This is a genomic window from Actinomadura rudentiformis, assembly GCF_008923185.1.
GTDB lineage: Bacteria > Actinomycetota > Actinomycetes > Streptosporangiales > Streptosporangiaceae > Spirillospora > Spirillospora rudentiformis.
On record NZ_WBMT01000018.1, the window covers coordinates 136,104 to 150,373 of the forward strand.

General features: G+C 68.1%; 13 protein-coding genes and 1 tRNA gene. 4 read left to right on the forward strand and 10 right to left on the reverse strand.

The genetic code is table 11. The features are described 5' to 3' along the window. Window positions 1-175: 175 nt before the first annotated feature. Window positions 176-1,777: an FtsW/RodA/SpoVE family cell cycle protein gene (locus F8566_RS33730; protein ID WP_151565913.1), complete on the forward strand. Its 1,602-nt coding sequence runs from the start codon at window positions 176-178 to the stop codon at window positions 1,775-1,777. Here the strand turns inward: F8566_RS33730 and F8566_RS33735 are convergent. Genes F8566_RS33735 through F8566_RS33750 form a run of 4 tightly spaced genes read right to left on the reverse strand, consistent with a single transcriptional unit; the run spans window position 1,760 to window position 5,037 of the window. Further along, window positions 1,760-2,785 carry a ferritin family protein gene (locus F8566_RS33735; protein WP_151565914.1) on the reverse strand — a complete coding sequence of 342 codons (1,026 nt, stop codon included), beginning with the start codon at window positions 2,783-2,785 and terminating at the stop codon, window positions 1,760-1,762. The genes F8566_RS33730 and F8566_RS33735 overlap by 18 nt on opposite strands. 13 nt (window positions 2,786-2,798) lie before the next feature. Beyond that, on the reverse strand, window positions 2,799-3,353 hold the full coding sequence (locus tag F8566_RS33740; protein ID WP_192809992.1) for a flavin reductase family protein: 555 nt from the start codon (window positions 3,351-3,353) through the stop codon (window positions 2,799-2,801). A gap of 11 nt (window positions 3,354-3,364) precedes the next feature. Further along, complete coding sequence (locus F8566_RS33745; RefSeq protein WP_151565916.1) at window positions 3,365-3,865, reverse strand: hypothetical protein; 501 nt, start codon at window positions 3,863-3,865, stop codon at window positions 3,365-3,367. 35 nt (window positions 3,866-3,900) lie between these two features. Next, on the reverse strand, window positions 3,901-5,037 hold the full coding sequence (locus F8566_RS33750) for an acyl-CoA dehydrogenase family protein (protein WP_151565917.1): 1,137 nt from the start codon (window positions 5,035-5,037) through the stop codon (window positions 3,901-3,903). A 279-nt stretch (window positions 5,038-5,316) separates the two neighbouring features. On the opposite strand from F8566_RS33750, the gene F8566_RS33755 reads away from it, so the two are divergent. After that, a complete protein-coding gene (locus F8566_RS33755) occupies window positions 5,317-6,447 on the forward strand; it encodes an FkbM family methyltransferase (protein WP_151565918.1) in 1,131 nt (376 codons plus the stop codon). A 108-nt stretch (window positions 6,448-6,555) separates the two neighbouring features. Here F8566_RS33755 and F8566_RS33760 read toward each other — a convergent pair whose 3' ends face one another. From F8566_RS33760 to F8566_RS33780, 5 genes are all read right to left on the reverse strand, one after another. Then, on the reverse strand, window positions 6,556-7,926 hold the full coding sequence (locus tag F8566_RS33760) for a pyridoxal phosphate-dependent decarboxylase family protein (RefSeq protein WP_151565919.1): 1,371 nt from the start codon (window positions 7,924-7,926) through the stop codon (window positions 6,556-6,558). A 43-nt stretch (window positions 7,927-7,969) separates the two neighbouring features. Beyond that, window positions 7,970-8,743, reverse strand: coding sequence for a tryptophan synthase subunit alpha (locus tag F8566_RS33765; protein ID WP_151565920.1), 774 nt, complete (start codon window positions 8,741-8,743; stop codon window positions 7,970-7,972). Further along, the gene (locus tag F8566_RS33770; RefSeq protein WP_151565921.1) at window positions 8,740-9,624 is read right to left on the reverse strand and encodes a prenyltransferase/squalene oxidase repeat-containing protein; all 885 of its coding nucleotides are present in this window, start codon (window positions 9,622-9,624) and stop codon (window positions 8,740-8,742) included. The genes F8566_RS33765 and F8566_RS33770 overlap by 4 nt, the downstream gene beginning before the upstream one ends. A gap of 20 nt (window positions 9,625-9,644) precedes the next feature. Beyond that, window positions 9,645-10,775 carry a hypothetical protein gene (locus F8566_RS33775; RefSeq protein ID WP_151565922.1) on the reverse strand — a complete coding sequence of 377 codons (1,131 nt, stop codon included), beginning with the start codon at window positions 10,773-10,775 and terminating at the stop codon, window positions 9,645-9,647. Window positions 10,776-10,904: 129 nt separating this feature from the next. Further along, window positions 10,905-10,996: transfer RNA gene (locus F8566_RS33780), tRNA-OTHER, on the reverse strand. Window positions 10,997-11,135: 139 nt separating this feature from the next. On the opposite strand from F8566_RS33780, the gene F8566_RS33785 reads away from it, so the two are divergent. Further along, complete coding sequence (locus tag F8566_RS33785; protein WP_151565923.1) at window positions 11,136-12,131, forward strand: bifunctional lysylphosphatidylglycerol flippase/synthetase MprF; 996 nt, start codon at window positions 11,136-11,138, stop codon at window positions 12,129-12,131. Window positions 12,132-12,144: 13 nt separating this feature from the next. After that, a complete protein-coding gene (locus tag F8566_RS50300; RefSeq protein ID WP_192809993.1) occupies window positions 12,145-12,306 on the forward strand; it encodes a hypothetical protein in 162 nt (53 codons plus the stop codon). A 67-nt stretch (window positions 12,307-12,373) separates the two neighbouring features. On the opposite strand, the gene F8566_RS33790 is transcribed toward F8566_RS50300, so the two are convergent. Further along, window positions 12,374-14,200, reverse strand: coding sequence for a sialidase family protein (locus F8566_RS33790; protein WP_151565924.1), 1,827 nt, complete (start codon window positions 14,198-14,200; stop codon window positions 12,374-12,376). Between the last annotated feature and the right edge of the window lie 70 nt (window positions 14,201-14,270).

Sequence of the window (14,270 nt, forward strand, 5' to 3'; positions counted from 1 at the left end):
AGGGTGATCTAGGCCCATTCCGGGCAGGTTGTGGGCGGAGGCGGCTGGGGGCGCAGAACGCAACGGCAGGCCTCTGACCTGCAGTGAGGGCAGGCCTTGGCCCATTGGCCCGGGCACTTGGCGCAGGTGTGGTTTGTGGTGTTTCCGATCGGTGCCACGGGGAGGTGGATCGCAGGTGAACGCCATCGGGGAACAGATCAGGGCGCGCCTGCCGTTCCAGAGGCGCAACGCCGCCTCGCTGAGCTTGCTCGTCTTCGCGATGGTGCTGACCCTGTCGGCCTTCGCCGAGGTCGGGCTGGCGCGCGACGGGCGGCTCCCCCTTGGGCTGCCGGTCTACGGCGGCGGCCTGGCCGTGCTCGCCCTGGTCGCGTACGTCGTGCAGGCCAAGTTCGCCCCGTACGCCGATCCGCTGCTGCTGCCGCTGGCAGTGGCGCTGAACGGCGTCGGCCTGGCGATGATCTACCGGCTGGACCTGGACACCAGCAAGGACAAACAGGCGGCGCTGAGCACCGGCGAGGCGGCCAAGGACGCGGCCGACGCGCCGGGCCAGCTGATGTGGACGTTCGTCGGGATCGCTCTCTTCGTGGCCGCGGTGCTCGTCATGCGGGACACCGACAAGAGCGATGCCCGGCTGTCGTTCACTCCCAAGACCGCGCAGCGTTACACCTACCTGACAGGCGCCGGTGCGATCATCCTGCTGCTGCTGCCGATCGCGCCGGTCATCGGCACCTCGATCAACGGTGCCCGGGTGTGGATCCGGATCGGCACATTCTCCGTACAGCCCGGCGAGTTCGCGAAGATCATGCTGGTCGTCTTCTTCGCCGGCTATCTGGTCAGCAAGCGGCAGGCGATGTCGCTGATCGGCAAGAAGTTCGGACCGCTGAGCCTGCCGCGCGCCCGTGACCTGGGCCCGATCGTGGTGATCTGGCTCTTCTGCCTGGGCGTGCTGTTCGTGCAGAGAGACCTGGGCACCGCCCTGCTGTTCTTCGGGCTTTTCATCTCGATGCTGTACATCGCCACCCAGCGGATCTCCTGGGTGATGATCGGTGTCGGGCTGCTGGCGATCGGCGTCTTCATCGCCACGCTGTTGCCGTTCATGAGGCATGTGGACCAGCGGATCGACATCTGGCAGAACCCCGGCCCGTACTTCGACGGCGGCTGCCTGGTCGACGGCAGGGTCATCCCGGTCCACCCGGACACCGACCTCTACAAGCAGGAGGTCGCCCGTTCCGGTCAGGCGCTCGGGGCGGGCCTTCGCGTCTGCAATCGGATGAACGGCGAGTACGCCGACAGCGCGCAGCTGCTGAAGGGCCTGTTCTCGCTCGGCGAGGGCGGCGTCCTCGGCACAGGCCTCGGCCAGGGCGAGCCCTGGCGCACCCCCCTGTCCTTCAGCGACTTCATCTTCGACTCGCTCGGTGAGGAGATCGGGCTCACCGGCTTGATGGCGTTGCTCATGATGTACGCATTGATCATGCAACGCGGGATGAAGACCGCCCTCACGGCACGGGATCCCTTCCTGAAACTGTTCGCGGGCGGGGTGTCGTTCGTCCTGGCGTTGCAGGTGTTCGTCATCGTCGGTGGCGTCACCGGTCTCATCCCGCTGACGGGCCTGACGACACCGTTCCTCTCGCAGGGCGGGTCCTCGCTGATGGCGAACTGGATCCTGATCGCGATCCTGGTCCGGATGAGCCACGACGCGCGCAAGCCCGCCCCGCAGGCGATCCAGGAAGAGGGCATGACCCAGATCGTGAGCACAAGGTCAAGCCACAGCACCTGAGCGGCCGTCACCCCGGCGATCACCCATGACGGAAGGTTGCGCCAGGATCGCCGCCGCCTCCTCGAGGTCCATGTGGCGCAGGCGGGCCCCGGCCATCTCGTCGGTCCACCGTTCTGCGATGTCGTAGCGCTCGACCGGGGTGGTCTCCAGCAGCTTGCGGCCGGGGAACACCTCATAGCCGTCGAGCAGGTCGGTGTGTTCCCGCATGCCTTCCTGGAAGAGGTTCTCGCGGCGCAGCACGTACTTGAGGACGGGCACCTCATCCCAGAGCTTGCGGCCGGCGGTCACTATCTCCATGGCCCGCGACCGGTAGTCCGGGTCACCGATGAGGTGCTCGCGCACGATCGAGCTCCCGACGGTCAGGTGCCGGATCTCATCGATCCCCGCGCCCCGGGCGATCTCGCCGGCCGCCGGGTCGAGCCGGTCCCATTTGCGCTCGCTCAGCTCGGCGGCGGGTGCCAGTACCCCTTCCACCACGATCGTGAAGGCCGCCACGGCACCGACGAAGTCGCCTTCGTCGCGGACGGTGCGGACCACGAACTCCTCGATGGGCGCGAGCACCTCCGCGGTGTAATCAGCGGATACTTCCGCGATGGTCTCGTGCAACCGCTCTGCGGGCACACCGAGCTCAACGAGGTGGTTGCGGAAGACCATCGCGTGCCTGGCCTCGTCCAGCACCTGGGTCGCGAAGAACTCCATCTCCGCGATGCCCGGCGCCTCGGCCACGAAGTACGACAACGCCCGGGCCGCTCGATCCTCGGCGACCGAACGCCAGCCCAGTTCGAGGATCAGCGCCTCGCGAAGCGGGCCGGGCTCGCGCATGAACTCGGGGGTGGCCGCGGTCACGGCGTGGCCGGTGGTGGCGCGTCCGGCGAGGGTGCCCTGCGCCACGGCTGTCAGCCAGTACGCGAGGTCGCAGTCGCGCGTGGTCATGGTCAGGTTCATCGCGCCGTCGAGCAGGTTGGGCGCCAAGTCGAAATCGGCTTCCCGAGGCACTGACTGTGTCATGCCGACTCGCTTTCTATGACCGGCCCAGCGTGGCGACTTGGCCGGGTGGGTGCGTGGCTTCTCGGGGCAGGACGCGGAGCATCCCGTCGTGCAGCCGCCCGGTGAAGTGCAGCAGAGGGCCGCCCTCGCCGTTACGGGCGGTGACGACCTCGCCGAGCAGAAGGTCGTGGTCACCGGCTGGGACGGTCGTGGTGAGATGGCAGCCGAGCGATGCGAGCGAACCGCTGATCCACGGTGCTCCGCTGAACGTGTCGGGCTCCCACTCGAGATGATCGAACTGGGCCAGTCCCCGCGGCCGGCCGGGATCGGCGAACCAGCCGGCGAGCGGGGACTGCCGCGTGGACAGCACGTTCACCGCGAAGCGCCGGGCCTCACCGATGACCTCGGTGAGGGAGGACTCTTCGCGCAGGCACACGCCGATCAGCAGCGGCTCCCGCGAGATCGCGGCGACCGAGGAGACCGTGGTGCCACGGACGATGTCGCCGTGCCAGACGGTCACCACCGCCACGCCGGTCACGAGGCGGCGGACCGCCTGGCGCAGGACCACGTCCAGATCGGCCGTCGTCATGTGATGGGTCGTCATCTGACGGATACCCCGGCGGCGGCCGGAGCCCGCCCGTCGTCGGCTGCCCCCAGATCCCCTGCGGAGAGCTCGTCGATCAGCCGCCGGTAGCCCGGCGCCGCGTGCGGCTCGAAGGGCAGGCTGAACGGCTTGAGGAAGTTGCCCCAGATGCCGCGGTCGCCGAAGATGTGCCAGGGAATCGCGAGCAGCGCCCACTCCCAGCCGATCGTGAGCCCCCAGATCACGATGACCGCGCCCTGCGTGATCATGCTGTGCATGAGGTTGTAGGCGAGGTAGTAGTTCTTGGAGATCCGGCCGTTCGGGCTGCGCCGGAAGGCGATCGCGCCCGGCAGGTAGCCGAGGAGATCGATGTAGGCGAACAGGACGAGCGCCGGGAGCCAGCGGATCTCGCTCCAGTGCATGATGAGGAAGACGTTGACGGTGAGCCAGGCGGCCACGTACTCGGCCCGGTGGAGCCGGAACGTGGTCGGGCTCTCGAAGGGATTCTTCACGTCCATGGCTGGACACCTCACTGACGCGGTGGGTTGGCTGGTCAGGACAGACGCAGGGGCTGACCGGTGAAATAGTCGACGAGCGCCTCCGCCATCGCCGTTCGTGACGGCGGGTGGTAGGCCAGCGGGCGGACGGCGGCGACCAGGTAACCGATGTCCGGAGACCGCATGAACGCGATGCCGCCGAGGAGCTCCGCCGCCATGTCACCGGCCGCCCTGAGCGCCCGCTGAGCCGCGTACCTGGCCACCAGGACAGTCGAGACGGCGGCGTCGCCGGTGAGCCCCTCGCCGATGGCCCGGGCCGCGCCCTCGACCAGGGCGACGGCGGACTCCAGTTCGATCGCCGCCTGCGCGCGGTCGGTCACGCTGCCCCGCCCTCTGGCCAGCGCCTGCTCCACCAGGGCGCTCGCCGCGCCCACGTAGACCGAGGTCGCCAGCATCTCGAACCAGGCGAACCCGGTCGTCTGCAGATCATCGAGCCGATCCGGGTCGGCCGGCTCGGTGCGGATCACCATGTCCGCGGGGACGAACACATCGGCGAGCCTGACCTCATGGCTCTCCGCTCCGGCCAGCACATTGCTCAGCCAGAACCTGTGCACGGAGATGCCCGGCGAACTCGCCGGGATGAGCAGCAACGCGAGCGTGGACGTCCCCTCCACCGGCACCGCGGCGCTGGCCGTGAGCAGGTCCATCGACCGGGCGAGGCTGCACGGTTTCTTTCCGCCGTTGACCAGGTAGCCGCCGTCGGTGACGCGCGCGGTCGCCGCCGGGATGACGATGTTGGCCCCTGGCTTGCCCTCAGCCCACCCCGAAGCCACGATGAGATTGCCCGGCGCGATCTCAGCCAGGAGTTCCAGCTGCGCAGAGGTCAGCCGTCCGGCCCTCCTGGCGAGCGAGAAAAGCGTCGCCACCGTGTAGTGATGCATTGTGGTGGCAGCGCCCAGCGATGGCGAATACGACGACATCGCCCGCACAATGCGTGCCGCGCTGAGCGCGTCCACTCCCATGCCGCCGTATTCCGGCGGCACCAGCAGCCCGGGTCCGCCGAACTTGCGGAACATGCCGAGAACCGTTCCGTCCGGAGCCTCACGTTCGGTCAGGGAGATGTCCGCGAGAGCGGCACACATTCCCGGGTGGTAGCGCTCGCACACATCACGTGCCTCGTCCAGGGAGCGCATCAATCATTCTCCGATCTATTTCAGGCGATCGCGATCAGCGGCTCGCCTGCTCGTTCCGGGCGATGCGGGGAAATCGCTCCATCTCCGTGAATGATTGCAGCCGGTCCTGACGTCATGCTGACCGCAACGGAACAAGATTGCCTACGCCCCCGGCTACGCGGGGCGAACGGTCAGAATGGCGAGTGGGGACGAGGATTTCCGTCAGCGGGAAGTCAGCACTGAGTCGGATGGGCCTGACATGCTGGATTCAGCCGAGCCGCACTAGAGGTAGGAGACCAAATGGCTAACCCTGGCAATTCTGTCGGGCTGCCCGTCCGCCAGGTCGCGGCCGAAATAGAAAGAACGCTGCGCCGTTATCCCGGCATAGCGCGTGCCCGCGTCCTCCGCGATGCCGGGGATCGGCTGGTGGCACACGTGTTGCCGTGGGGCACACATTCCGTTACCGCCGACACCGGGATCCTCGCGGAGCTGGCGGTCATGAACATGGCCGAGACACGGTTCCTGCACGACGAGATCTTCGTCGACGAGGTCTATCTGCGCGGCGGAATCGTGCTCCGCGAGGATGCCGTGGTGTTCGATGTCGGCGCGAACATAGGGATGTTCAGCCTCTTCATCGAAGCCCGCTGCCCCTCCGCGCAGGTGTATTCCTTCGAGCCGGTTCCCGAGGTGTTCGCCAAGCTTCAGGAGAACATCGGCGAGCGCGGCCTCTCCACGCGATCGTTCGACTACGGGCTTTCTGATCGTGAGCAGGAGGTCTCGTTCTATTACTACCCGGATATCTCGATCATGTCGTGCCGCCATGACTACACGAACTGGGAGAACGAGGTCGAGCTGATCAAGCTGTACGTCGCGAACGAGCGGAGGAACGGCCCGCCCGGCCGCGCGGAGCATCTCGCTGAGGTCGAGGGCCTGGTGGCCAAGGATTTCGAGTTCATCGAATGCCGGTGCCGGCTGCGCACGATGTCGGCGGTGATCGATGAGGTCGGAGCCGGCACGATCGATCTGGTGAAGATCGACGCCCAGCGTGCCGAATACGACGTGCTCCAGGGGATCGAGGCCCGGCATTGGCCGCTGATCCAGCAGATCACCATGGAGGTCCACGACGAGGCCGGCTCGCCGACCGAAGGCCGGGTCCAGCAGGTCACCGAGCGGCTTTCCGGTCAGGGATTCCGCGTCAGCGTGGAGGTCGAAGACATGCTCAAGGGCACCGGCCGCTATGCCGTCCATGCCATACGGCCGGGATACGACAGCGACCCACGTCCGGTGGTGGCGACGGCCGGCGCCGCCCGCGCGATCGAGTCCGCACTCGTCGCGGACTGGCTCGCCACCCGTCTGCCGGCGGACCTGCTGCCGGATCGTGTGGTCGTCGTCGATGTCCTTCCCGAGGTGCCCCCCGGGCCCGCCTCCTAGACCCGTGCTGGAAATGGCCCGGCGGCCAGGACATGTCCCTGGCCGCCGGGCTCTTGGGCTTTGGTCATCGGTGAGCTCGTGCGCTCTGGACATCCGCGGGCTGGGTCCTCAGGTGACGCCGTCCAGCGGCCGGGCGATCGTTGAGATCACCTCGTCGACCAGCTGTTTGGTCGTCTCGGGATGAACGAAGCAGAGCCGGGCCACCGGTTCGCCGTCCCAGGAGGTCGGCAGGACGAAGGCGACCTGGTTCGCGAGGAGCCTGGCCGACCACTTCTCATAGTCGTCCCATCCCCACCCGTCCCGCCGGAAGAGGACCACGGAGAGCTCCGGCTCGCAGACCAGCGTGAGGCCCTCGGTCCCGGTGATGAGGTCGGCCGCGTAGCGGGCCATGGTGAGCGTGTTCTCGATGTTGTCGCGGTAGGCGTCCGTTCCGTGGACCGCGAGCCCGAACCACAAGGGAAGGCCACGGGCCCGGCGGGTCAGGTGATGGGCGTAGTCGCTCGGGTTCCCCACGCCCCCGTCGTCCTCATCGTGGATGGCGTCCAGGTAGGAGGCCCGCTGGGTGTGCACTGCCTTCGCCGTCGGTGGGTCGCGGTAGAGCAGAGCCGCGCAGTCGAACGGCGAGAAGAGCCATTTGTGCGGGTCGATGACCACGGAGTCGGCCTGCTCGATGCCGTCGAAGAGCCCGCGCACCGAGGGCGCCAGCAGGCCGGCACCTCCATAGGCGGCGTCCACGTGGAACCACAACCCCTGTTGCCGAGCCACCTCGGCCACCCCGGCGAGATCGTCGATCAGCCCGCCGTTCGTCGTACCGGCGGTCGCGACCACGGCCACCACGTCGTCCCGGTCGGGCTCGCGGGCCAGAGTGTCCCGCAGCGCCCGTGCCGACAGCCGGTGGTCGTGCACGGGCACCGGCAGCGGTTCCATGCCGAGGACGTGGAGGGCCTTGCCTATCGAACTGTGGGCGTCCGCGGTGACGGCCACCCGTGGCCGCCCGCACCGCCCACCGCGACGGCTCAGGCCGGTGTCGCGCGCGACCAGGAGGGCCGACAGATTGCCGCTGGAGCCGCCGGACACGAAGCATCCACCGGCGCCGGCCGGCAGCCCGGCGGCGTCGGCCAGCACCCGCAGAGCCTGGTTCTCGGCCGCGACCGGACCGGCGGCCTCAAGCCAGGAGATGCCGTGCAGCGAGAAGGCGGAGACCACCATGTCGAACAGGATCGATGTCTTCGAGGGAACGCACGACACGAACGCCATGAAACGCGGAGTGTCACACGCGATGATGGCCGGTGCGACGTCCCGGAGGAACGCCGACAGGACCGCCTCGGGATCGTGGCCGGACGCCCCGATGAGCCCGGCCAGGCTCTCGGTGAGCCGTTCCCTGTCACCGCCTGTCTTCAGCGGGACCTCGTCCAGGCTGAGCTGCCGCCGGCACTCGTCGAACACGAGCCGCGCCAGCTTCTGGTCCAGAGTGTGCATGGAGTTACCGTTCACATCCCGTCCCGCATTTCCTCAAAGCGGCCTACCGTGCCGCGGTGACGATTTCCTTGAGCCATGCGGTGAATGACGGCATCCCCTCATCCAGCCTGGCGAGGGCGGCGGAACCGATGACGACCCCGTCACAACCGCCAGAGCCGCGCAACTCCTCGACATCGGCAGGCCGGCTGATGCCGAAGGCAGCGCAGACCGGCAGGTCCGGGCGGACGGACTGGACCTCCGCGCGCTTTCGCTGGAGATCGGTGGGGGAAGCGGCCCTCGTTCCGGTCTCCGGCCCCAGCGAGGCGTACACGAAACCGCCACCGCGGGCGATGAGATGCCGGTCGCCATCGGACAGGCCAGAGGCGGTGGCGTCCACCGCGGGGATGATGACGGCGCCCTCTTCGGCGGCGGCCAGAGCGTAGGGCGCGATATCCGACGGGTCGCTCTCGAAAAGGTAGCCCGAGACTCCGGCACGGAGCGTGGGCGGCGCGGACCAGGTGCCGGGCGACGGCCAGGCGGACCCGTAGACGACGGCCACCCGCACGGGGGCACGCAGCAACCATGAGGTCGCCTTGGCCTCGGAGTAGGGCTCGGCTTCCTGGAGAGCCCGGGCGATCATCTGGCCGGTCCTGGGTGACCACTCCGGATCCGAGATCGCTGGGAACTCGATGAAGTCCACGTCGAGGCTCAGGCACAGTTCGAGCGCCTCGATGCTCGTGTCCCAGTCCGGGAAGCCCGGCACGAGATAGATCCCGACCGCGAGCCCGCCCCGCTTGGCGCGCCCGCCGATGACGTCCAACAGCCGCGACGGCGTCATCGCCCGCCTCCTCGCGGAGCGGCGAGCCTGGAGATCACGCGCAGCGCGCAGTACGACTCCCACAACGTGGCATCAGCCCGCGTCCCGTAACCGCCATCCGCCTTGGCCAGGCCCTCCACCGCTGACCCGAGCCGATCCGTCCAGACGGTGGTGTTCAGAACCTCTCCCGCCCGGAAGCCCCAATATGAGGCGGCGAGCGAAGGAGCGTCATCGTCCGCGGTGAGCGTCGCGAGGCCGGACGGAGTGTCGAACCGGTCCTTGAGCCAGTCGGCGGTGACGTGGCTCTCGGTGGCATCGAGCGGATGCCGCAGGAGCGACAGGCTGCAGACGGCACAGTAGGTGTGCTCGGTGTCCGATGGCCGGCCCGGTATGCCGGCATAGCCTCCGTCGCCGTTCCGGCAGGCCTGGATGAAGTGGATGAGCGAGCGAGAGACGCCGGGCGTGAGCAGGTCGAGCGAGCCCAGCTGCTCCAGAGCACGCAGGACGTAGAACATTTCGTCGATGTCGGATGCGGCAGGCAGGTCAGGCGTGGCGAGCTCGTTGACGAACCAGTGCGGGAGCTCTGCGGGAACGTCGCCATGCCGGTCCGAGAGCGCGAGAGCGCGTACCGCGTAATAGCACGCGGCCCGGGACGGCTCGGGGTCATCCGCCGTCATCGCGAACGTGCCGTCCCGCCGGCGGCACTCGTCGATGAACGGGGCGGGCGTGACCGGCTCGCCGGACAGCAACGAGGTGATCTCGGCCGCCCACCGCAGGGCTTCCATGGTCGGCTCGTTCTCGCGCGCTTCCAGATACGCGCCCGGTCCTTGCCTGCGAGAAGCCAGGAAGCGCAGCGTCGCGCTCGCCGGAGGCAACGGCAGGGAACTGGCCGGAAGTGCCATCAGAAAAACAGCTCCTCACATTAGCCGGCGGCAGTGCCGAAGACGTGACTTTGCGGTGCGATGTCGAGATAGTCGAGGTCGGCCAGGGCGCCGGGTTCCGGCAGGCTCTTGGGCGTCGGCTCGTCGAAAAGAAAGCCGCTGCGCAGCTCGCTGCGATGCCGGGAGAGCTGGTAGATCCTGAACAGCAGCCGCACCTGCTCGTGGATGTCGTTCATCCGCTCGACGTCGAGGAACGTGCTCGCCTTTGCCAGGCTGCTCATTTCGGCGAGCGCCGCGATCGAGATGGTGAAGCTGAGGAGGTCGGCCGGCTCCACCATGGACCGGTCGTGAGCCCGGTACCGGTAAGGCTTGGGCAAGGCCTCAAGGAGGTCACCCGCATAGATGGTGAAGTCCGCCGCGCGGTCCATCGTCTCCGGGCTGGAAAGCATGTCCCGGGACATGACGTGGTTGATATAGCCGAACAATTGCGGATTGCGGCTGTAGTAAAGGAGCGTGGCCGGACCTTCCTGGTCGGTGGCGCCGCGCCGCTGCCGCAGATCACTGATGCACGTCCCGTAGCAGCCGGAATCGACCAGGGCGAGTGAGGGCCGCCGGAGCAGCAGGTCGACCGTCGGCGCGTCTGGCCGGGTGGCTCTGGACACGTGCGCCAGGTGCAGGTGGAGGCCCTGTTCCAGGGACGTCGCCGCGACATAGAACGGCAGCGCGTCACGTGCCAGGAAGACCAAGGTCTCGATCGAGTTCTGCCGGCACCAGCGCAGCGCCCAGCTGGTGAAGCCGAGCCAGACGGGAGTCCACGGCTTGACGAGACCGAGGAACCGCTCGGTCGTGCCGCGGAGCCAGGCCGAGAGCTCGCGTTCCAGGCCGAACGTCCGATCGCAGATCTGCTCGACCTGATGCTCGGAGAGATCGTTCGCGGCCACCAGCGCCGTGCGGAACTCCGCGCCGGCCTCCTCGACCGACGGGGGAGCGGGCGAGCTCGCGGCCAGCCACTTCTCCAGGCAATAGTCGGCGACCGCGCGGGAGTAATCGGCGGTCATCTGATATTCGGCCGGCTTCGGCAGGTCCCGCAGCAAGGTCGCCAGCCACTGCTGAACGCCGTCAACGGGAATCCCAAGGGAGGCCGGGGCGCGAAAGCCGGCTGACGTCGTCATGAGACCGGGCCCCACTCACCGTGTGGAGCCCGGTATTCCCATGACACCCGTACGCCCTCAAGGGGCACGGTTTCGTCCGCGATCCTATCGCCCACGAATCCTCCTAGAAAAGGACTGACCTCGTTGTCGCGGAGAGGGCAGGATTCGAACCTGCGTAGGCGCCTGGACAGCACCTTCCCGGCTGACGCCGGGCCCCATTAGGCCACTTTGGGAACCTCTCCAAGTTGTTGCGCTGAAACCATCATGCCCGATGCCTCTGATCTGCTGCTGACTCGTAACTGACCCTTTCTTTCCTTGCCATTCACGCACTTCTATGCGATAAACGGAGCGAATATCGAGCCGTGAGAATGGAGTACCACGATGACCGGGACGCTCGCGAGATCGGACATCGCACTGGACGCCATCCGGTGTCATCCGGACGCGGACAATCCGAGCTCGTTCCTCGCGGTCAACGAGGGCAACCGATATCTGCATCTGCCGGACACGCCGGGCGTGATCGTCTACCGGCCCACCGGGCGATATCTGGTGCAGTTCGGCGGCCCGTTCGCGCCCAAGGAGGCACGGCCCCGGCTGCTGCGCGCCTTTCTCGACCTGGCCGCCGAACAGGACCGGGAGATCGTCTCCATCCAGCTCCAGGGCGCCGACGCGGCCGAGTACCTGGACGAGGGCTTCACGGTCAACCAGATCGGCGCGTCCTACGCTCTCCGCCTCGACACGTTCACCCTGCGCGGGACGCCGTTCATGCAGCTGCGCAACAAGATCGCACGAGCGCTGCGCAGCGGGCTGACGATCCACGAGGCACCACTCGGCGAGTGGCACGTGCAGATGAAGGAGCTGGACAGCGAATGGCTGGGCTCCAAGGGCGGCGCTCGGCCGCTCGAGTTCCTCGTGGGCGAGTACGGCGGGCCCTATCAGCACCTGCGCCGGCTCTTCGCCGGTGTGCACGGCGACCGGCTGACCGGCTACATCTCCTACTCCCCGGTCTACGGCTCCAGGCCCGGGTGGATGCACGACCTCAGCCGTCGCCGGCCCGACTCCCCGCCGGGCGTGATGGAGGCGATCAACAAGGCGGCGATCGAAACCTTCCAGGCCGAGGGCGTGGAGTGGCTCCACTTCGGCTACACGCCCTTCTCGGGACTCTCGACCGAGGCCGAGTTCCCCGGCCACAGCCGCGCCTTCCAGTGGTTCATGAAGGAGCTCTGGACCAACGGAGAGCACATCTACCCGGCGCAGACCCAGTACGCCTACAAGGAGAAATGGAAGCAGGACGTCATCCTGCCCGAGTACATCGCCTTCCAGAGCGGAGCCAGCATCCCCGCGCTGGTGCACGTCTTCCGGGCATGTAACGCCGTCTGAGAGAGGTCGAGCCATGACGGACGAGAACGACGAGATCGCGGCGGCCGGGGCCAGGGTCGTCGAAATGCTGGGCGCGTGTGCCGAGGCGCCCGATGACAGGGAGGTCGGCCGGGCCGCCGACGACGCGCTGATGCGGCTCGAACGGCTTCTGGCCGTCGCCCCGGACGACCGCTGAACGCGACGAAAGCCACCGCCCGTTCTGATCGAATAATCGAGATCAGAGCGGGCGGTGGCATGTCACGCTAACGAGCGGTCGTCGCGCTGACGATGTCGGAGTTTCCGAACTTCGCCGGGCATTCGGCCAGCGGCCATGGCGCCGGGGTCAGCGGCTTGAGGGCTTCCAGCGACTTCTGCCGCCACACGTCCATGGCCGGGCAGTCGGCCGCGCGCGCCACGTCGGTCCAGGCGCCGGCCCCGTAGCGGCGGGTCGCGATGGCGGAGACGTGGTAGCCGAGGAACTCCGGGTAGTTCCAGGTGACGAAGCTGGTGCCTCGCGCGTCCCCGGTGGGCCCCGCGTAGTCGGTCCTCCAGCGGGTCGGCTCACCGTGCCGCATCGCCGCCGAACGCAGGACCCCGCGGAACAACCGCGGATTCGCCGTCGTCGGGCTGAACGGCGTGGTGTAGGCGTTGTAGGTCAGGTACACGCGCGAGGCGTCGGGTGCGATGGCGAGGGCGGTGTACAGCACCCGGTCGCCCGGCAGCGAGATCCTCGCCGGTGCGGACCAGGTCCTGGCGCGGTCCCTGGAGTAGGAGAGGAGCGCCGACTCCTGGTTCTGGCCGAACCGGCCGTCGGACCAGGCGAGCACCATCTCGTTCGTGGCGCCGGCCCCGGTGGGCGCGCCGTTGGCGATGCCGACGCTGGGCCCCTGCTCGTTCGCGGTGCCCGCCGGCCCCGCCTCGGTGCAGCGGTTGCCGAGCCGGTCCACATAGAAGCAGCCGGTGTTCATCGGCATGAAGTCGACCGGCTTCGTCCACGTGGCGCCGCCGTCGAACGACTTGACGATGGTCAGCTTTCCGGACGGCTCGAACGAGGGGAACTGCCCGCTGTAGTGATTGATGAACAGATAGACCACGCCGTGGCTGTCGGTACGGACCGTGCACGACATGCGATAGCCGTCGGCGGCCGAGTTGACCGGCGGGGCGAAACCCTGGGTCGCCCAGGTCCGCCCGCCGTCACGGGACACGCTCACCGTGGGCTCGATGGGACCGGGGCCGTTGAGCCCCTCGATCCGGAAGTCGTTCCAGCACGTGTAGACATGGCCGAAGTACCGGCTGCTGGCGGCGTTGTCGGCCCAGATCTGGCCCTGGGTCGGATTCGAGATGGCGGGGGTGCGGTCCGGCACGATGACCGGGGTCGACCAGTTCGACTGGTCGGCGGCCCGGGCCGGCGTCGGATCGTCGATGTGCGACACCATCAGGGCCCGACGGCTGTCGATGCGACCGGGCTCGATCGGCGCATTGTTCAGTGTCGCGCCCTGCGAGGACAGGTACAGTCGCGAGCCGTTCGCCCACGAGAACTTGCCGTTGCGCAACACCGGGCCGAAGGCCACGGAGCTGCCGCCGCGCGCCGCGAAGCCTTTCTCGTAGTAGTTGGGGACCGTGTGGATCGGCCCCGGCTTGGGCGTGCACGGCTCCGCCTCGGGGTCGCATCCGGCCGCCGTCAGCCCCTGATAGGTGGGCTGGGTCCACCGGCGGCCGCTGTCGTAGGAGAAGTACACGCCGCTGAAGCCCACCCCGCGGTTGAACCCGCCGCCTTCTCCCGTGGTGCTGGCGGGAAGGCTGCACGCCGCTCCCAGGGTGGCGGCCTGCTTCGAGCACCGCTGCAGATCCACCAGGTCGTTCGCGGTCGCCGCCACGACGTTCGGGTGGACCGGGTCGACCGCCAAGGTCGGCATGTCCTGATCGTTTCGCGGGAACTGGGTGGCCGGGTCGGCCATGCCCATCCGGGCGGCGGTGGCTCCGCCCCGGTCTCCCGCCCCCGTGGCGGAGGCCGTCGGCGACCCCGCCGTCAGCGCGATCGCCATTCCGCCGGCCGCGGCCAGCGCCGCCAACATCCGTATTCTGTGCACGCTCATTCTCCCTTCCAAATTGCGCAAGGAAATTGTGATAATTGTCGCAGGAGGTGCTGACAGGAAGCTG